We start from the raw sequence: 19,357 nt of genomic DNA on the forward strand, positions 1-19,357 counted from the left end.
ATGCTGACCCCGGTTCTGTCCGACAACTGGGACCAGATCCGCTCCTGGCAGCTGGCGTCGTACCAGCGCTCCGGCGGGTACGACGCGCTGCAGAGCGCACTGCGGATGCAGCCGGCCGACGTGGTTGCCGCGGTCAAGGACTCGGGTCTGCGCGGCCGTGGCGGCGCGGGCTTCCCGACCGGGATGAAGTGGTCGTTCATCCCGCAGGACAACCCGAAGCCGAAGTACCTGGTGGTGAACGCGGACGAGTCCGAGCCGGGCACCTGCAAGGACATCCCGCTGATGCTCGCCTCGCCGCACACGCTGGTCGAGGGCGTCATCATCTCCTCGTACGCGATCCGCGCGTCGACCGCGTTCATCTACGTCCGCGGTGAGGTGCTGCATGTCATCCGCCGGCTGCAGCAGGCGGTCGAGGAGGCGAAGGCGGCCGGTTACATCGGCACGAACATCCTCGGCAGCGGCTACGACCTGGACGTGATCGTGCACGCCGGCGCCGGCGCGTACATCTGCGGCGAGGAGACGGCGCTGCTCGACTCGCTGGAAGGCCGTCGCGGTCAACCCCGGCTGCGTCCTCCCTTCCCGGCCGTGGCCGGCCTGTACGGCTGCCCCACAGTGATCAACAACGTCGAGTCGATCGCATCCGTTCCCGCCATCATCAAGAACGGCGCGGACTGGTTCTCCTCGATGGGCACCGAGAAGTCCAAGGGCATGACGCTCTACTCGCTGTCCGGGCACGTCACCCGGCCGGGCCAGTACGAGGCGCCGATGGGGATCACGCTGCGGCAGCTGATCGACCTGGCCGGCGGGATTCGCGAGGGGCACGAGCTGAAGTTCTGGACCCCGGGCGGGTCCTCGACCCCGCTGCTCACCGCCGAGCACCTGGACGTCCCGCTGGACTACGAGGGCGTCGGCTCGGTCGGCTCGATGCTGGGCACCAAGGCGCTGCAGATCTTCGACGAGACCACCTGCGTGGTCCGCTCGGTGCTGCGCTGGACCGAGTTCTACAAGCACGAGTCCTGCGGCAAGTGCACCCCGTGCCGTGAGGGCACCTGGTGGCTGGTGCAGATCCTGGAGCGGCTCGAGCACGGCAAGGGCACCGAGGACGACCTCGCCGAGCTGCTCGACCTGTGCGAGAACATCACCGGCCGTTCGTTCTGTGCGCTGGCCGACGGTGCGACCGCGCCGATCAGCAGCTCGATCCAGCACTTCAAGGACGAGTACCTGGCGCACTTCGAGAACGGCGGCTGCCCGTTCGACCCGATGGCAAGCACTGTCTTCGCTACCGCTGGAGCAAGCGCATGACGATCCAAGCGAACCCACCCGCCGGGTCGGAGGTGGAGCGCACCGATCTGGTGACCGTGACCATCGACGACATCGAGGTCAAGGTTCCGAAGAACACCCTGCTGATCCGGGCCGCGGAGCAGATCGGGATCCAGATCCCGCGGTTCTGCGACCATCCGCTGCTGGACCCGGTCGGCGCCTGCCGGCAGTGCCTGGTCGAGATCACCGACGCCGGGAACGGCCGGGGCATGCCGAAGCCGCAGGCCTCCTGCACGATCACCGTCGCCGACGGCATGGTGGTCCGCACCCAGGTGACCTCGCCGGTGGCCGACAAGGCGCAGCACGGGATCATGGAGTTCCTGCTGATCAACCACCCGCTGGACTGCCCGGTCTGCGACAAGGGCGGCGAGTGCCCGCTGCAGAACCAGGCGATGACCAACGGGCGCGGCGAGACCCGGTTCACCGAGGTCAAGCGGACCTACCCGAAGCCGATCAACATCTCGGCCGAGGTGCTGCTGGACCGCGAGCGCTGCGTACTGTGCGCCCGCTGCACCCGGTTCTCCGAGCAGATCGCGGGTGACCCGTTCATCGCGCTGATCGAGCGCGGCGCGCTGCAGCAGGTCGGCATCTACGAGAAGGAGCCGTTCGAGAGCTACTTCTCCGGCAACACCATCCAGATCTGCCCGGTGGGCGCGCTGACCAGCGCGGCGTACCGGTTCCGGTCGCGGCCGTTCGACCTGGTCTCGGTTCCGTCGGTGGCGGAGCACGACTCCTCCGGCGCGGCGATCCGGGTCGACCACCGGCGCGGCAAGGTGATGCGCCGGCTGGCCGGCGACGACCCGCAGGTCAACGAGGAGTGGATCTCGGACAAGGACCGGTTCGCGTTCAACTACGCGACCACCGGTGACCGGCTGACCCACCCGCTGATCCGCGAGGACGGCGAGCTCCGGCCGGCGTCCTGGCCGGAGGCGCTGACCTTCGCCGCGGAGAACCTGACCGCGGCCCGCGGCAACGCGGCGGTGCTGACCGGCGGCCGGCTCACCCTCGAGGACGCCTACGCGTACTCGAAGTTCGCCCGGGTCGCGCTCGGCACCAACGACATCGACTTCCGGGCCCGGCCGCACTCCGCGGAAGAGGCGGACTTCCTCGCCGCCGCGGTGGCCGGCACCGGCATGGGTACGACGTTCGCCGACCTGCAGAAGGCCGGATCGGTGCTGCTCGTCGGGTTCGAGCCCGAGGAGGAGGCGCCGTCGGTGTTCCTGCGGCTGCGCAAGGGCGTCCGCTCGCACGGCACCAAGGTCTTCACGGTCGCGGCCTACGGTTCGCGCGGGGTGGAGAAGCTCGACGGTGTCGTCGTACCGGCGTCGCCGGGGACTGAGGCCGCCGTACTGGCCGATCTGGGCAACGCGGGTGCGACCGGGGCGGCTGCCCTGGCCGCGCTCGGGCCGGACTCGATCATCATCGTCGGCGAGCGGCTGGCGAGCGCGCCGGGCGGGTACTCGACGGCGCTGCGGCTGGCCCTGGACACGGGTGCTCAGCTGGCCTGGATCCCGCGTCGTGCGGGGGACCGGGCCGCGCTCGAGGCGGGCTGCCTGCCGGGTCTGCTGCCCGGCGGCCGGCTGGTGTCCGACCCGCACGCGCGGGTCGACATGCAGGCCGCGTGGGATGTCGACAGCCTGCCGGCGAACGTCGGCCGGGACCTGACCGAGATCCTCGCTGAGTTGAATAGGAGCGCGGCCGGTTCGCTGCAGGCGCTGGTCGTCGCGGGTGTCGAGATCGACGACCTGCCGGACCCGGCGGCGGCGCTGGCCGCGCTGGAGGCGGCGCCGTTCGTGGTCAGCTTCGAGGTCCGCAACTCCCAGGTCACCGAGCACGCCGACGTCGTCTTCCCGGTGGTTCCGCCGGCGGAGAAGGACGGCACCTTCGTCAACTGGGAGGGTCGCGAGCGGCCGTTCCCGGTGGTGCTGAAGGTCCCGGCCGCGATGCCCGACGTCCGGGCGCTGGCCGCGCTGGCGCAGGAGATGGACCACTCGCTCGGGTTCGCCACTCCGGCCGGGGCGAAGAAGGAGTTCGACGAGCTCGGCCGCTGGGACGGCGACCGCGCGCAGGAGCCGACGTACCAGGCCGGTCCGTCGCTCGGCGCCTTCGACTCCACCCGGCTGGCGACCTGGCGGATGCTGATCGACGACAGCCGCGCGAACGACGGCGAGCCGCACCTGACCGCGACGGCCCGGACGCCGGTCGCCCGGATCTCGCTCACCACCGCGCACCGGGTCGGTGTCGCCGACGGTGACGAGCTGGTGGTCAGCACCGACGCCGGGTCGATCCGGCTGCCGGTGGTGATCAGCCCGATGACCGACAACGTGGTGTGGCTGCCGACCAACTCGGCCGACTCGCACGTCCGCCGGTCGCTGCACGCCGACCATGGCTCGATCGTGACGATCGCCGGAGGGAACGCATGAGCATGATCCCCCTCGCCACGCCGCCGGACGCAGGCTTCGGCAACGACCCGTGGTGGGTCATCGGCCTGAAGGTGCTGCTGGTCTTCGTCTTCCTGGTCGTGCTGACGCTGTTCAACATCTGGTGGGAGCGCCGGGTGGTGGCCCGGATGCAGCACCGGATCGGCCCGAACGTGCACGGCCCGCAGGGTCTGCTGCAGTCGCTCGCCGACGGCATGAAGCTGATGTTCAAGGAAGACCTGATGCCGAAGGGCGTCGACAAGCTCGTCTTCGTCGCCGCCCCGGTGATCGTTTCGATCCCGGCCTTCCTGACCTTCGCGGTGATCCCGTTCGGCCCGACGGTGAAGATCCCGTTCACCGACACCTACACCCGGCTGCAGATCACCGACCTGCCGGTCTCGGTGCTGTACGTGATGGCGGTCGCCTCGATCGGCATCTACGGCATCGTGCTCGGCGGCTGGTCGTCCAACTCGACGTACTCGCTGCTCGGCGGCCTGCGGTCCAGCGCCCAGATGATCTCCTACGAGGTCGGCATGGGCCTGGCGCTGGTGACGGTGTTCCTGTTCGCCGGCTCGATGTCCACCTCGGACATCGTCGCCGCGCAGGGCTCGAACCAGTCGATCAACCTGTTCGGGGCGGACATCCCGATCCCGGGCTGGTACGCGTTCCTGCTGTTCCCGTCGTTCGTGATCTACGTGATCTCGATGGTCGGCGAGACGAACCGGGCGCCGTTCGACCTACCGGAGGCCGAGGGCGAGCTGGTGGCCGGCTTCCTGACCGAGTACTCGTCGATGAAGTACGCGATGTTCTTCCTGGCCGAGTACATCAACATGGCGACCGTGTCCGCGCTGGCGACCACGCTGTTCCTGGGCGGCTGGCGGGCGCCGTGGCCGATCTCGATCTGGGACGGCGCGAACTCCGGCTACTGGCCGGTGCTGTGGTTCGTCGGCAAGATGATGTGCTTCATCTTCTTCTACATCTGGCTGCGCGGGACGCTGCCGCGACTGCGCTACGACCAGTTCATGAAGCTGGGCTGGAAGATCCTGATCCCGGTCTCGCTGGGCTGGATCCTGCTGGTCGCCACCGTGCGCGCGGTCGGCCGGGAGACCACCTTCAGCCGGACGACGCTGCTGGTCGCGGCCGCCGTCGTGCTGGTGATCGCGGTCGTCACGATGTTCATCCCGCAGAAGCCCAAGCCCGAACTGCGCTCACACAAGACGGTCACCGAGGCCGACCGCGCGAAGGACTTCGACGCCTTCGCGGGAGGTTACCCGGTGCCCCCACCGCTCGTTCACACGGACAGCCGAAGCGAGTCTGACACCCGGAGCAAGGAAGGCAGCCGTGGCTAGTGTCAAAGAATCCCTCTGGGATCCGGTAGCCGGGTTCGGGGTCACCTTCCGGACGATGTTCCGCAAGGTGTTCACCGAGCAGTACCCGTTCGAGAAGAAGCCGACCGCACCGCGCTTCCACGGCCGCCACCAGCTGAACCGCTGGCCGGACGGCCTGGAGAAGTGCGTCGGCTGCGAGCTGTGCGCCTGGGCCTGCCCGGCGGACGCGATCTACGTCGAGGGCGCGGACAACACCGAGGGCGACCGCTTCTCCCCGGGGGAGCGCTACGGCCGCGTCTACCAGATCAACTACCTGCGCTGCATCCTCTGCGGTCTGTGCATCGAGGCCTGCCCGACCCGGGCGCTCACCATGACCAACGAGTACGAGCTGGCCGACCGCACCCGCGAGTCCCTCATCTACGAGAAGAAGGACCTGCTGGCGCCGCTGCTGCCCGGGATGCAGGAGCCGCCGCACGAGATGCAGCTCGGCAGCACCGAGAAGGACTACTACCTCGGGCTGACCGGCGCCGCCGCGCCGGCCGAGGGTGGTGACGCGAAATGATCGGCCTCGTCACCGGCGCCCAGGTGGCGTTCTGGATGCTGGCGCCGATCATGGTGCTGGCCGCGATCGGGATGGTGCTGGTCCGCAAGGCGGTGCACTCCGCGCTGCTGCTGGCCACCGTGATGGTCTGCCTGGCCGCGCAGTACGCCGCCCAGGACGCGCCGTTCCTGTTCGCCGTGCAGATCATCGTCTACACCGGCGCGATCCTGATGCTGTTCCTGTTCGTGCTGATGCTGGTCGGTGTCGACGCGAGCGACTCCCTGGTGGAGACGATCCGCGGGCAGCGGCTGCTGGCCGGGCTGGCCTTCATCGGCTTCGGGGCGCTGCTGGTCGCCGCGGTCGGCAACGCGATCTACGGCAACCCGACCGGGCTGGCCGACGCGCAGCCGGACGGTAACCCGAAGGGGATCGCGCAGCTGCTGTTCGGCAAGTACGTGTTCGCCTTCGAGGTGACCTCGGCGCTGCTGATCACCGCGGCGCTCGGCGCGATGATGCTGGCGCACCGCGAGCGGCTGACCAAGAAGCGCACCCAGCGCGACCACGCCGAGGACCGGATCCGCAAGTACGCCGAGTCCGGCGTGCACCCGGGTCCGCTGCCGACGCCCGGCGTACTGGCCCGGCACAACGCCGTCGACACGCCGGCGCTGCTGCCGGACGGGTCGATCGCACCGACCTCGGTTTCGCGGGTGCTGCAGGCCCGTGGCACCGTGTTCCCCGAGTCCGAGGAGCGCGACGAGGTCCAGAAGGTCCGCGAGATCAGCGAGGGCGACCCGGGTGACCAGGTCCCGTCCGAGCCCGAGAGCACGGATCTCTCCGGATACGGCGAAGGAGACAAGCTGTGAGTACCGAGCCGTACATCGTGCTTGCGGCGATCCTGTTCAGCATCGGCGCGCTCGGCGTGCTGGTGCGCCGTAACGCCATCGTCGTCTTCATGTGTGTCGAGCTGATGCTGAACGCCTGCAACCTGGCGTTCGTCAGCTTCGCCCGCCAGCACGGCAACCTCGACGGCCAGATCGCCGCCTTCTTCGTGATGGTGGTGGCCGCGGCCGAGGTGGTCATCGGGCTGGCGATCATCATGGCCATCTTCCGCACCCGTCGCTCGGCCTCGGTCGACGACGCCAACCTGCTCAAGTACTGAGGTAATCACCGATGAGTCATGAGCTGATGTGGCTGCTGGTCGCGGTCCCGGCCGTGTCCGCGGCGATCCTGCTGCTCGGTGGCAAGGCCACCAACGCGTGGGGTCACCTGCTGGGGACGCTGGCGCCGCTGATCTCCTTCGCCTTCGGCGTCGTGCTGTTCTTCCAGATGCAGGGCCTGGGATCCGAGGAGCGGTCCGAGACGGTCCGGCTGTTCGAGTGGTTCTCGGTCGGCGGCATCACGGTGGACTTCTCGCTGCTGATCGACCCGCTGTCGATCCTGTTCGTGCTGCTGATCACCGGTGTGGGTTCGCTGATCCACATCTACTCGATCGGCTACATGGAGCACGACCCGCGACGGCGCCGGTTCTTCGGGTACCTGAACCTGTTCATCGCGGCGATGCTGCTGCTGGTGCTCGCGGCCGACTACCTGCTGGTGTTCGTCGGCTGGGAAGGTGTCGGCCTGGCGTCGTACCTGCTGATCGGGTTCTGGCAGCACAAGGACTCGGCCGCGGTCGCCGCGAAGAAGGCGTTCGTGGTGAACCGGGTCGGTGACATCGGCCTCTCGCTCGCGGTGATGAGCATGTGGGCGCTGTTCGGCTCGTCCGCCTTCGTGACCGTCGACGCGGGCGCCGAGGGACTGTCGAGCACCTGGGCCACGCTGCTCGGCCTGATGCTGCTGCTGGCGGCCTGTGGCAAGTCCGCGCAGGTTCCGCTGCAGTCCTGGCTGCTGGACGCGATGGAGGGCCCGACCCCGGTGTCGGCGCTGATCCACGCGGCGACCATGGTCACCGCCGGCGTCTACCTGGTGGTCCGCTCGAGCGCGATCTACGAGCACACCGAGGCCGCGTCAACCGCGGTCGTCATCGTCGGTACGGTGACCGCGCTGACCGGTGCGATCATCGGTTGCGCCAAGGACGACATCAAGAAGGCGCTGGCCGGTTCGACGATGAGCCAGATCGGCTACATGATGCTCGCCGCCGGCCTCGGTCCGGTCGGTTACGCCTTCGCGATCTTCCACCTGCTCACACACGGCTTCTTCAAGGCCAACATGTTCCTCGGCGCCGGCTCGGTGATGCACGGCATGAACGACGACGTGAACATGCGGCACTACGGGGCGCTGCGGAAGTACATGAAGGTCACCTACGTGACGTTCGCCTTCGGCTACCTGGCGATCCTCGGCGTCCCGCCGTTCTCCGGCTTCTTCAGCAAGGACCACATCATCGAGGTCGCCTTCGCGGAGAACACCGTGGTCGGTGTGTGTGCGCTGCTCGGCGCCGGCATCACCGCGTTCTACATGACCCGGCTGATGATGATGACGTTCTTCGGCGAGAAGCGCTGGGAGAAGGACGTGCACCCGCACGAGTCGCCCAGCGTGATGACCGGTCCGCTGATCATCCTGGCGATCCTGTCGCTGGTCGGCGGTGCGCTCTACTTCGTCAACGACTGGATCGTCAGCTGGCTGGAGCCGGTGACCGGATTCGAGGAAGCCCACCCGCCGATCAGCGCGCTGGCGATGACGGTGATCATCCTCGCGGTCGTGGTCGTCGGCGCTGCCATCGGCGTGCTGCTGTTCCGCCGCGAGATCCCGCGGGAGGCGCCGGTCAAGGTCTCCCCGGCCACCACCTTCGCCCGCCGTGACCTGTACGGCGACGCGCTGAACGAGGCGGTCCTGATGCGTCCGGGCCAGTACCTCACCCGGACGCTGGTCTGGCTGGACAACCGCGGTGTGGACGGCCTGGTCAACGGGCTGGCCGCGTTGTTCGGCGGGCTGTCCGGCCGGCTCCGCCGGTTCCAGACGGGCTTCGTCCGTTCCTACGCACTCAGCATGGTCTTCGGCGCCGCATTCGTGGTCGTCGCCCTCCTCGCGGTGAGGTTGTCGTGAACATCGGTTGGCTGACCCTGTTACTGCTCCTGCCGTTCGTCGGGGCACTGGCGACGATGCTGGTGCCGGCGGCGAAGGCGCTGCTGGCCAAGCAGGTCGCGCTCGCGTTCTCGCTGGTCACGCTGGTCCTGACCGCGATCATCGCGATCGGCTACCAGCGCAACGGCGCCGCGGACTACGCCGAGACGCACACCTGGATCGAGCCGTTCGGCGCGCACTTCGCGCTCGGCCTCGACGGTGTCGGCATCGTCCTGGTGGTGCTGACCGCGCTGCTCACCCCGATCGTGATCATCGCGTCCTGGAACGACGCGCAGGACGGCCGCTGGTCGGAGAAGTCCTTCTTCGCCTGGATCCTCGGTCTGGAGGCGCTGTCGCTCGGCGTGTTCGCCGCCACCGACGTGTTCCTGTTCTACGTGCTGTTCGAGGCCACGCTGATCCCGATGTACTTCCTGATCGGCGGCTTCGGCGGTGCGCAGCGTTCGTACGCCGCAGTGAAGTTCCTGCTGTACTCGCTGCTCGGCGGTCTGCTGATGCTGGCCTCGGTGGTCGGCCTCTACGTGCTCTCGGCCCGCGCCGGCGACCCGTCGTACCTGCTCACCGACCTGATGCAGCTCGACATCAGCCAGAACACCGAGCGGTGGCTGTTCCTCGGCTTCTTCTTCGCGTTCGCGGTGAAGGCGCCGATGGTGCCGTTCCACACCTGGCTGCCGGACGCCGCCGCCGAGGCGACGCCGGGCACCTCGGTGCTGCTGGTCGGCATCCTGGACAAGATCGGCACCTTCGGGATGATCCGGTTCTGCCTGAGCCTGTTCCCGAACGCGTCCGAGTGGGCCACCCCGGTGGTGCTCGTGCTGGCGCTGATCTCGGTCCTGTACGGCGCCCTGGTGGCGATCGGCCAGACCGACATCAAGCGGCTGATCGCCTACACCTCGATCTCGCACTTCGGCTTCATCGTGATGGGCATCTTCGCGCTGACGTCGCAGGGCCTGACCGGGTCGACGCTCTACATGTTCAACCACGGCCTGTCCACGGCGGCGCTGTTCCTGGTCGCCGGGTACCTGATCTCCCGGCGCGGCTCGGCCCGGATCGCCGACTACGGCGGTGTCGAGAAGGTTGCCCCGGTGCTGGCCGGCACGTTCCTGTTCGCCGGCCTGTCCAGCCTGGCGCTGCCCGGCCTGTCGCCGTTCATCTCCGAGTTCATGGTGCTGGCCGGGACGTTCAGCCGGCACCGGGCGCTCGCGGTGATCGCGGTGCTCGGTATCGTGCTGGCCGCGCTCTACATCCTGATCATGTACCAACGCCTGATGACCGGGCCGGTCCGCGACGGGATCGAGAAGCTCAAGGACCTGAACGTGCGCGAGGTGGTCGCGATCGCGCCGCTCGCCGTACTGATCATCGGCCTGGGGATCTTCCCGAAGCCGGTGGTGGACATCATCAAGCCGGCGGTGGAGTCGACGATGCAGCACGTCGGCGTCACTGACCCGGCTCCGGAGATCCCCGTGACGGAGGGACAGAAGTGATCGCGCACGTGCTGCCGCTGGCGGACTTCACCGCGCCGAAGATCGAGTACGGCGAACTGATGCCACTGCTCGTCGTGTTCGGCGCGGCCTGCGTCGGGGTGGTCGCCGAGGCGTTCCTGCCCCGGCCGCTGCGGCACCTGGTCCAGCTGGCGATCACGGTCGTGGCGCTCGTCGTGGCCGGGGTACTGACCGCGATCCTGATGGCCGACAACACCGAACTGATCGCGGCGCAGGGTGAGATCTCGGTCGACGGCCCGGCGCTGTTCACCTGGGTCGTCCTGCTGGCGCTGACGCTGATCAGCGTGCTGCTGTTCGCCGAGAGGTCGGTCGACGGCGGACTGTCCGCGTTCGCCGGCCAGGCGGCCGCCGTACCGGGGTCCGAGGCCGAGCGTGAGGGTACGGCGGCCAGGGTCGAGCACACCGAGGTCTTCCCGCTGACGCTGTTCGCGGTCGGCGGCATGATGCTGTTCGCCGCGGCCAACGACCTGCTGCTGATGTTCGTCGCGCTCGAGGTGTTCTCGCTGCCGCTGTACCTGCTCTGCGGGCTGGCCCGGCGGCGCCGGCTGATCTCGCAGGAAGCGGCGATGAAGTACTTCCTGCTCGGCGCGTTCGCGTCGGCGTTCCTGCTGTTCGGGATCGCGCTGCTCTACGGGTACGCCGGGACGATGTCGCTCGGCGGGATCTCGGACGCGCTGGCGGCGCAGACCGGTGGCGACGCGATCCTGCTCGCCGGAACCGGCCTGCTCGGTGTCGGCCTGCTGTTCAAGGTCGGCGCTGTGCCGTTCCACTCCTGGACCCCGGACGTCTACCAGGGCGCGCCGACACCGGTCACCGGGTTCATGGCGGCCTGCACCAAGATCGCCGCGTTCATCGGGCTGATGCGGGTCTTCTACGTCGCCCTCGGCGGTACCCGCTGGGACTGGGCGCCGATGATGTGGATCGTCGCGATCCTGACCATGGTGGTCGGTTCGATCGTCGCGATCACCCAGACCGACGTGAAGCGGATGCTGGCCTACTCGTCGATCGCGCACGCAGGCTTCCTGCTGACCGCGTTCATCGGTCTGGCGCAGGCTGGGAACGGCGTCACCAGCGGGATCACCTCGACCCAGGCGGTGCTGTTCTACCTCGTCACCTACGGCTTCCCGACGGTCGGCGCGTTCGCCGTCGTCACGCTGGTGCGGGACGCCGGCGGAGAGGCGACGCACCTGTCCCGGTGGGCCGGGCTGGGCAAGAAGTCGCCGCTGCTGGCCGGCATCTTCGCGTTCTTCCTGCTGTCCTTCGCCGGGATCCCGCTGACCGCGGGCTTCACCGGGAAGTGGGCCGTGTTCAGCGCGGCCTGGGCCGGTGACGCGTGGCCGCTCGTGGTGGTCGCCGTACTGTGCAGCCTGGTCGCCGCGTTCTTCTACGTCCGGGTGATCGTGCTGATGTTCTTCTCCGACCTCCCGGCGGACGCGCCGGACGTGGCCCTGCCCGGGTGGCAGACCACGACCGCCGTCGCCCTCGGTCTCGCCGCCACGGTGGTTCTCGGCCTGGTCCCCGGACCGGTGCTCGAGCTGGCGGCCCGCGCGGGTGAGTTCATCCGTTGAGTCCGAAACCGCTGCCGGCCGAGAGCCTGGGCTTCGCGTTCGCCGACGAGGCGCTCGAAGCCCGGGTTCGTGCCGGGCTGGAGTCGGTCGAGCAGGCGCTGCGCGACTCGACCCAGTCCGAGGCGCCGTTCGTCACCGCGGCCGCGCAGCACGTCATGGTTGCCGGCGGCAAGCGGTTCCGGCCGCTGCTGGTGCTGCTGGCAGCCGAGTTCGGGCCGGAGCCGGCCGCTGGCGACGTGGTGAAGGCGGCCGTCGTGGTCGAGCTGACCCACGTCGCGACGTTGCACCACGACGACGTGATGGACGAGGCGGCGCTGCGGCGTGGCTCGTCCACCGCGAACGCGGCCTGGGACAACTCGGTCGCGATCCTGTCCGGCGACTGGCTGTTCGCCCGGGCCTCCGACCTGGTCGCCGACCTCGGCCCGGAGGCGGTCCGGATCCAGGCCCGCACCTTCGGCCGGCTGGTAGAGGGCCAGATCCGGGAGACCCTCGGCGTCGCCGAGGGTCAGGACCCGCTGGCGCACTATCTGTCCGTCGTCGCCGACAAGACCGGCTCGCTGATCGCCACCTCCGCCCTCTTCGGCGCCCGGTACGCCGGTGCGCCCGACGAGGTCCAGGAGGCGCTGCGGGCCTTCGGCGAGGAGATCGGCGTCGCGTTCCAGCTGGCCGACGACATCCTCGACATCGCCTCGGGGTCCGGCCAGTCCGGCAAGACTCCCGGCACCGACCTGCGCGAGGGTGTGCCGACCCTGCCGGTGCTGATCTTCCGCGCCCAGGCCGACCCGTCCAACCCGACGGACGCCCGCCTGCTCGAGCTCCTCGACTCGGACCTGACCGACGACGCCCGCCTGGCCGAGACCCTCGAGCTGCTCCGCGCCCATCCGGCGTTCCGCCAGGCCGAGGACGACGTACGCCGTCGTGCGACCGACGCCCGCAAACTCCTCTCCCCGCTCCCCGAAGGCGCCGCCCGCGACGCCCTCGACTCCCTCTGCGACCTGGTCGTCACCCGCTCCGTCTGACCGACACGCGAACCGCCGGTCGGGGAACCCGCCCGCGGCTAGGGTCTGGTGGGTGAGCGAGCGCACCCTGGCCGGTGGCCGGTACCTGTTGAGTGATCGGCCGCTGGGCGTCGGTGGGATGGGACGGTGTGGAAGGCGTTCGATCGCGTTCTGCAGCGTGAGGTCGCGGTCAAGGAGCTGCGGATTCCGGAGGGGTTGAACCCGGAGGAGCGCGAGAAGTTGCGGGCCCGGGCGCTGCGGGAGGCACGGGCCGCGGCGGGGCTGGACCATCCGGGGATCGTCACGATTCACGACGTGATCGACGAAGGTGGGCGGCCGTGGATCGTGATGCGGCTGCTGCCCGGGCAGTCGCTTGATCAGGGGGTGCGGGCCAACGGGCCTCTGAGCCCGCGGGGTGCGTCCGAGCTCGGGGTGCGGCTGGTCGAGGCGCTCGCCGCGGCGCATGCCAAGGGCGTGCTGCACCGGGACGTGAAGCCGCAGAACGTGATGCTGGGCGGCGACGGGCGCTGGATGCTGACCGACTTCGGCATCGCCTCGGTCGCAGGCGCCACCCGCACCCTGACCGGAACCGGGATCGTGACCGGCACGCTTGGGTACATCGCACCGGAGCGGTTGTCCGGCGGCGAGCCCGGCCCTGCGGCGGATCTGTGGGCGGTGGGTTCGACGCTGTACTTCGCCGTCGAAGGACAGCACGCGTACGACTACGACGACCTGCCCGCGATGATTGCCGCCGTACTGACCCGCGATCCCAACCCGCCGAAGCACGCCGGACCGCTCGCGCCGGTCATCGCCGGCCTGATGGAACGCGACCCGGCCAAGCGACTGGACGCCGAGACGGCACGGAAACAACTACTCGCCATCGCCGGCGGCTACCCCACCTTCGAGAACCCGACTGCCCAGCTCCCCGACACTGACAAACCCACCGAGAAGCACGCCTCCGGAGGCACCAGAGTGCTACCACCCGGCGGTGAGCCGGGGGCTGTTGTTGGTGGCGACCGTGTGGTGCGGGCGCTGACGTGGCTGCTGGGTGTGTTGAACGCCGCGATGGGGGCGCTACTGGCCCTGATCTTCTACGGTTTGTCGGACGGGATGCCGGTCTGGATTGCCGGCGCGCTGGCTGCGGCGATCGCTATCGGTGCAGGGATCGGAGCCTGGCTCGCGCCCGGCCTCGCGCGGCGGGTCGGTCTCCCCGCGGCATTGACCGGAAGCTCGGTGTTGATGGGCGAGTCGATCCTCGGCGCGGGCGCGTTGGCAGAGCCGGAACGGCCGATCGCCGCGGTCGTGCTGTCTGCGGTCGCCCTGGTGTCGTACACCGTCTGGCTTCGGCTGTCCCGGACTCTGCAACAGCGCATCGCGCCGACGGAGATGCTCAGCCGGGTGACCAAGATCTACCGAGCAACGGGCGTCGCCGGATTCCTGCTCGGCGCGGCCGCCGCGGTCGTCTACTTCTGGCTCGCCGAGACGCGGCACTTCGACGACAACTATGTCCTCAGGCTGCTCATCACGGCCGGCATCGTCGTGACCCTGGCCGCCCTGCTCGCGATCCCCGCCGTTCGATCCGCAGCGACCACCCCGGTGCGGCGGTCGACGCTCGCGGCCGCCGTCGTGGTCGCTCTCGTCATCCCGGTGGTCGTCGGCGTCCAGGCCACGGTGCGGTACGTCGACAGCCTGGACGACTTCACCGCCGTACCGGATGTCTGCGGGTCGTCCGTGCTGTCGGAGGACCGCGTCGCGGAGTTCGTCGCGGATCCTCCGGAGCCGGACAAGAACGCCTACGCCAACGAGATCTCCTGCCAGTGGCAGCGCCTCGACGACGAAGGTGAATACGGCAACGCCGCCGAGCTCTACATCAACGTCAAGAGGTACGACGACTCGAGCGCGGCCGCCGCCCGGCTGCAGGCCGAGCGCGACGACGCGGGTCGCGACGGCGACGCCGTCGACGAGGTGCAACTCGGCGACGACGCCGTTCGTACTACCGACGACGATGGCAGTGCCCCCGAGGACCTGGACGGCTACAGCTACCTGGTCCGCATCGACGACGTCGTAGTTCGAGCCGATGCCGATCAGGCGCAAGGGCTCGGACTCCCCGACTACGCCACCCTGGAAAAGCTGGCGACCGACCTAACCAGCGAGATCGAGAGCCGCCGGCCGAGCCGCTGAGAAATCCGGTGACGGCATCAATCCGGCACCAGCGCTATCAGGTCTGAGCTGACGGCCTGGGTTGGTGGCGCTGTGGCTCGTCGACCTGACGAGCTGGTGCCGAGCTCAGTGCCACGGTCCGACGGTTTCCGTGGGTGGACGGGGACGGGTGACTGGGCTTTCCCGCGCGCCCCAGATCGCCAGGCGGGCTACGCCTGGTGAGGTGACGGCGCCGAGGTCGGGCGCCCGGGTCGGGGATCGTGGCGCGGACGTGGCCGCGGAACTGATGTCATAGCGCGCCGGTTGGTAGTGGTCTCGGAGTACTTGTGCGGGAGTTGCCCAATCGGGACGGGACACGTGGACAACCTCGTCGACGATCTCGATGTGCCAGTGGCCGGAGTGCAGGTCGAGGTGGTGGCGCTTGCAGAGCAGGACGAGGTTGCCGACGGCCGTGTCACCTCCGTCGACCCAGTGAACGAGGTGGTGGGCTTCGCACTGGATGGGTGGTGCGCCACAGACGACGCAACCGCGATCACGGGCGTTCAACGCCAGTCGCATCGGACCGGTGACCAGACGCCTGGTGGTGCCGACATCGAGTGGTTGGGACTTCGAACCCAGCACCACCGGGATGACCTGGGCGTCACACGCGAGCCGACGGACAGTGGCCGCGGACAGCCCGTCGCCGAACACTGCGTCACCGATCGCACCGGCGGCCGCCGACCTGAGCGAGTCGTAGTCGATGGTGACGGTGAGGTGCGCTTTCGGTCCGTGCCCAGGGATGTACCCACCGGCCGGATCGCCGCCCGTCGAGGTATCGCCGGTGCCGGGCCGGGGGCCGACTGTGCCGGCACCACTTCTCGGCATGCGGGCGGCTGTGGCGGGGGAGGTTGCCGCTTCGGCGTTGGTGGCTTCGCGGGTGATGGCGTCGGCGGCCTTCGCTTCGGTGGGTGCTGCGTTCAGGGCGTCGGCCGCGGTGGTTGTGGTGTGGTCAGCGCTGGTGCTGTCGGACGAGGTCGGCGTGCCGCCGCTGGTGTGGATGACGGCGGCCGCGGTGCTGAGGAGGTTGCTGAGGGCGTCGGCCTGGCGCTTGTCGCGGGAGCGCGGGTCCGGCTGGTCGTCGCAGGTCTTGCGAGGCTTGGCGCCCGCGTGGACGAGGGTGCGGAGGAGTTCCGCGTTCTCGTTGGCAAGGTAGCCACGGAATCGCACGCCCTTCTCGGCGGTGTGGAGGGTCAGTGACTCCCGGTGGTAGGCGCGCTGCTCGTCCGGTTCCGGGCCGTCGGTGTCGAGGACATTGCGCATCCGGTCGCCGGCGGCGCGGAGCTCCCTGGGGGTGAAGGTGCGGGCGAGCTTCACCAGTTGACGCGCGGCGGCCTGGACGTCCTCGACCGGGACAGAGGCCGAGACCTTCTCCAGGGCGGACACGATGGCCGCGGCCTGGGCCGGAGTCACCGGACGCTCGTGCCGCGGTCCCGGGCGATTGCTATCAGCAACCAACCCAGGGACCGTGGCCGTCTCGTCGGCAGCGGCCTCACCCGCGTCGACCTGGTCCTCGAAAGGGCGCGCCGGGTCTGCGAGGGCGTCGGCTACTGCGTCGTACTTGGGAAGGGTGGTCGCGAGTCGGAGGTCGTGGCGGGCCTGCGCGGAGTCGAGGCGATAGCGCGTCGACAGGAATCGGGCGGTGTCGCCGGCGCCGAGCTCCCTGGCGTACCCAGAGGCGTCGAGGTCGGCGATGAGCTGCAGGTAGTAGGTCTCCAGACGGTGGAGCTCGGCGACGGTCGCGTCGAGGCGCGACAGCTTCTCGCTGTCGGTCATCGACCAGGCGGGCTGTTCGCCGAGGATCTCCATGCCGACCACCCTAGACACATCGGCCGACACTTCTCAAAGCCAGAACTCCCTTATTTTGAAGGGATTCTTGTCCACAGGACATATCCCCAAGTTGTCCACAGAACTCAAGTCGCGTGCGCCGGCGGCCTGCTCGCTGGTAGCCGCTAGCGGTTCTGCCAGGTGGGGCTTTCGACGTAGTGGTTGTCGTAGAGGTTGCTGGTTTTGGCGAGCTCGGTTGGTGCGGTTTCGCCGCGGTAGACCGACTCCAGCAGGCGGTAGTAGTCGAAGCGCGGCTTGGCGTGGGTGAGGACGAAGAGGACCTCGGCGTCCTCGGAGCCGGCTGCTTCGAAGGCGTGCGGTGTGTTCGGCGGTACGACGAGGAAGTCGCCTTGGGCCAGCGTGATCACGTCCTCGCCGGTGAGCACCCGGAGCGAGCCGGTTAGCACGAAGAACAGCTCGGCGGCCTCCTTGTGCAGGTGCGGGGGAGCGCCTTCCTTGCCGGGCTTGAAGATCGATCGGTGGCTGGTCAGGTGCCCGTTCGTGTCGGGTACGTCGGCGAAGAGCGTGACACCGCTGGCGGACAGGACCTCGGCCTCGGCGGCGCGGATCAGGACAGGCTTCATGGTGTTCTCCTACGAGTTAGTTGCTGACGGCATCGACGAGCGCCGGTGCCGGGGTCTTGCGGGCGGTGCGGGCGAGGAAGGCGGTCAGGACGACGCCGGCCGCGGCGATCAGTACGGCGACGCGCAGGCCGTGGGTGGTCGCCGTGCGCAGGGCGTCACCGGTGAGACCGTCGACACCCCGGTTGGCGATGGCCACCAGGACGGCGAGCCCGACCGCGTTGCCGACCTGTTGGCCGGTCGACGCGATCCCGGACCCGATGCCCTGGTACTCGGCGGCCACGCCCGTGGACGCGGCGGCGTACATCGTGGTGAACGCGCTGCCCTGGCCGAGCCCGAGGATCAACAGTGCCGGCACAAGGACGCCGTACGACGCCGTGGTGGAGATGACCAGGCCGAGGAGCGCGGTGCCGGTGCCGGCGACTGCGAGGCTGACGGCGAGCGTGCGGTGCAGGCCGAACCGGGTCGCCAGCCGCCCACCCAGGTTCGCGCCGATGAAGATCGCGACGGTGGGGACGAGGTACGCGAGGCCGGTCTCGAGCGCGCTGTAGCCGTGGATGTCCTGGAAGTAGACGGTCTCGAAGTACAGCAGCGGCCCGAGCGTCGCGGCGAACATCGTGATCACCAGGACGCCGGTGCGCAGGTTCCGCACCTTCAGCAATCCCAACGGCAGCAGGGGATCCGGCGACCGCAGTTCGATCACGACGAACGCCGTCAGCAGTACGGCGCCGACCGCAGCGGCGACCAGGCTGACGACGTCCCACCCCGTGGCCGGACCCTGAACCAGGGCGAACACGACTGCCGTGATCCCCGCCGTCGCCGTCACCGCACCCGGTACGTCGAACCTGCGGCCACTTCTCGCGGCAGCGTCAGCCGAAAGCAGGACGAACGCAGCGACCACTCCGAGACCGGCCAGCGGCACGTTCACGAAGAACACGGCCGGCCACCCGAAGGACTGCGTCAGCACACCGCCCAGCAGCGAGCCGAGCGCCATCCCGCTGCCCCCGGCCGCGCCCCAGATGGAGAAGGCCCGGTTGCGTTCCCGGCCCTCCTCGAAGAGCGTCCCGATCAGCGACAGTACGGCGGGAGCGAGGATCGCACCGCCGAAGCCTTGGACCGCGCGGGCCGTGACCAGCAGCCCGGGGTCCGTGGCGAACCCGCCGGCCAGCGACGATACGCCGTACAGGAAGAGGCCGAGGATGAACATCCGGCGGCGGCCGAGCAGGTCGGACATCCGGCCGCCGAGCAGCAGGAAGCCGCCGAACGCGACCGCGTAGCCGCTGACCACCCACTGCAGGTTGTGCGCGGCGAAGCCGAGCTCCCGGCCGATGTCCGGGACGGCGACGAACACGATGGTGTAGTCGATCGCGATGATCAGCTGCGCGAACGCGAGCAGAGCCAGCACGAGCGGCTTATTTTGGATATCAGACATCCAGAATCAACTCCGGCGGAAACGGTTGACGGCAGGGAAGGTTCAGGACTTGAGGTTGGCGAAGCGGGAGCGGGCGTTGCCGGGCGCCTCGGGGGATTGGCTCACCACCCGGTCGGCGATGTCCGCGATGCTCTGACCGGCCAGCTCGCGGCGGTAGGCCAATTCGGCCGACCGCATCGCCTGCGAGACCAGGCAGACCTTCGTGTAGTCGGCCTTCGGGTCTGCGCCCGGACCGGCTTTCAGGATCTGCATGCACCGGAAGGCTTCGTCCGGCCCGTCGATGGCCACGACGATGTCGAGCAGCGAGATGTTGCGCGGGTCGCGGGCGAGCTGGAAGCCGCCCTTCGGCCCGGAGATCGAGGTGAGGATGCCGGCCCGGGTGAGCGCCTGGAGCTGCTTGTTCAGGTACGCCGTGGGAAGGTCGTAGAAGGCGGCGAGGTGCTTGGCCGTGACCGGGCGGCCGGGCAGCCAGCTGAGGTTCACGCAGCTGTGCATCGCCCATTCGACGCCCTCGTTCATCTTCATATCCTGGATACTAAATGTCCTGAATAGATGGAGTCAAGAGG

General features: G+C 69.1%; 15 protein-coding genes. 11 read left to right on the plus strand and 4 right to left on the minus strand.

Going from position 1 to position 19,357, the window contains the following annotated elements:
* The 11 genes from nuoF (at window position 1) to ACIBGM_RS27150 (ending at window position 14,936) form a co-directional block, all read left to right on the plus strand.
* Window positions 1-1,302 (plus strand): NADH-quinone oxidoreductase subunit NuoF, encoded by a 1,302-nt coding sequence (nuoF, locus tag ACIBGM_RS27100; protein ID WP_396387109.1) that lies wholly within the window; start codon window positions 1-3, stop codon window positions 1,300-1,302.
* Window positions 1,299-3,743, plus strand: a complete 2,445-nt coding sequence (locus tag ACIBGM_RS27105; RefSeq protein ID WP_396387110.1) for an NADH-quinone oxidoreductase subunit G — start codon at window positions 1,299-1,301, stop codon at window positions 3,741-3,743. Before nuoF ends, ACIBGM_RS27105 begins: the two co-directional genes overlap by 4 nt.
* Window positions 3,740-5,089 (plus strand): NADH-quinone oxidoreductase subunit NuoH, encoded by a 1,350-nt coding sequence (gene nuoH / locus ACIBGM_RS27110; RefSeq protein WP_396387111.1) that lies wholly within the window; start codon window positions 3,740-3,742, stop codon window positions 5,087-5,089. The genes ACIBGM_RS27105 and nuoH overlap by 4 nt, the downstream gene beginning before the upstream one ends.
* Window positions 5,082-5,630 carry an NADH-quinone oxidoreductase subunit NuoI gene (gene nuoI / locus ACIBGM_RS27115; protein WP_360525683.1) on the plus strand — a complete coding sequence of 183 codons (549 nt, stop codon included), beginning with the start codon at window positions 5,082-5,084 and terminating at the stop codon, window positions 5,628-5,630. Before nuoH ends, nuoI begins: the two co-directional genes overlap by 8 nt.
* Window positions 5,627-6,472, plus strand: coding sequence for an NADH-quinone oxidoreductase subunit J (locus ACIBGM_RS27120; RefSeq protein ID WP_396387112.1), 846 nt, complete (start codon window positions 5,627-5,629; stop codon window positions 6,470-6,472). The genes nuoI and ACIBGM_RS27120 overlap by 4 nt, the downstream gene beginning before the upstream one ends.
* On the plus strand, window positions 6,469-6,768 hold the full coding sequence (nuoK, locus tag ACIBGM_RS27125) for an NADH-quinone oxidoreductase subunit NuoK (RefSeq protein WP_396387113.1): 300 nt from the start codon (window positions 6,469-6,471) through the stop codon (window positions 6,766-6,768). Before ACIBGM_RS27120 ends, nuoK begins: the two co-directional genes overlap by 4 nt.
* Before the next feature lie 11 nt (window positions 6,769-6,779).
* Complete coding sequence (gene nuoL / locus ACIBGM_RS27130) at window positions 6,780-8,651, plus strand: NADH-quinone oxidoreductase subunit L (RefSeq protein ID WP_396387114.1); 1,872 nt, start codon at window positions 6,780-6,782, stop codon at window positions 8,649-8,651.
* Entirely contained in the window at window positions 8,648-10,171 is a 1,524-nt protein-coding gene (locus tag ACIBGM_RS27135) for an NADH-quinone oxidoreductase subunit M (protein ID WP_396387115.1), read from the plus strand. Before nuoL ends, ACIBGM_RS27135 begins: the two co-directional genes overlap by 4 nt.
* Window positions 10,172-10,230: 59 nt before the next feature.
* Entirely contained in the window at window positions 10,231-11,757 is a 1,527-nt protein-coding gene (nuoN, locus tag ACIBGM_RS27140; RefSeq protein ID WP_396387328.1) for an NADH-quinone oxidoreductase subunit NuoN, read from the plus strand.
* Between the two features lie 26 nt (window positions 11,758-11,783).
* A complete protein-coding gene (locus ACIBGM_RS27145) occupies window positions 11,784-12,776 on the plus strand; it encodes a polyprenyl synthetase family protein (protein WP_396387329.1) in 993 nt (330 codons plus the stop codon).
* Between the two features lie 126 nt (window positions 12,777-12,902).
* Window positions 12,903-14,936 (plus strand): protein kinase, encoded by a 2,034-nt coding sequence (locus ACIBGM_RS27150; protein ID WP_396387116.1) that lies wholly within the window; start codon window positions 12,903-12,905, stop codon window positions 14,934-14,936.
* Between the two features lie 105 nt (window positions 14,937-15,041).
* Here ACIBGM_RS27150 and ACIBGM_RS27155 read toward each other — a convergent pair whose 3' ends face one another.
* The 4 genes from ACIBGM_RS27155 to ACIBGM_RS27170 all read right to left on the minus strand — a co-directional run bounded on the left by ACIBGM_RS27155 (window position 15,042) and on the right by ACIBGM_RS27170 (window position 19,316).
* Window positions 15,042-16,760 carry a DUF222 domain-containing protein gene (locus ACIBGM_RS27155; protein ID WP_396387117.1) on the minus strand — a complete coding sequence of 573 codons (1,719 nt, stop codon included), beginning with the start codon at window positions 16,758-16,760 and terminating at the stop codon, window positions 15,042-15,044.
* Between the two features lie 143 nt (window positions 16,761-16,903).
* Window positions 16,904-17,362, minus strand: a complete 459-nt coding sequence (locus ACIBGM_RS27160) for a cupin domain-containing protein (protein ID WP_396387118.1) — start codon at window positions 17,360-17,362, stop codon at window positions 16,904-16,906.
* Window positions 17,363-17,378: 16 nt separating this feature from the next.
* The gene (locus ACIBGM_RS27165; RefSeq protein WP_396387119.1) at window positions 17,379-18,791 is read right to left on the minus strand and encodes an MFS transporter; all 1,413 of its coding nucleotides are present in this window, start codon (window positions 18,789-18,791) and stop codon (window positions 17,379-17,381) included.
* A gap of 42 nt (window positions 18,792-18,833) precedes the next feature.
* A complete protein-coding gene (locus ACIBGM_RS27170; RefSeq protein ID WP_360525653.1) occupies window positions 18,834-19,316 on the minus strand; it encodes an Rrf2 family transcriptional regulator in 483 nt (160 codons plus the stop codon).
* Window positions 19,317-19,357 lie beyond the last annotated feature (41 nt).

The sequence above is a fragment of the Kribbella sp. NPDC050470 genome, assembly GCF_044458365.1.
In the GTDB taxonomy this organism is placed as follows: Bacteria; Actinomycetota; Actinomycetes; order Propionibacteriales; family Kribbellaceae; genus Kribbella.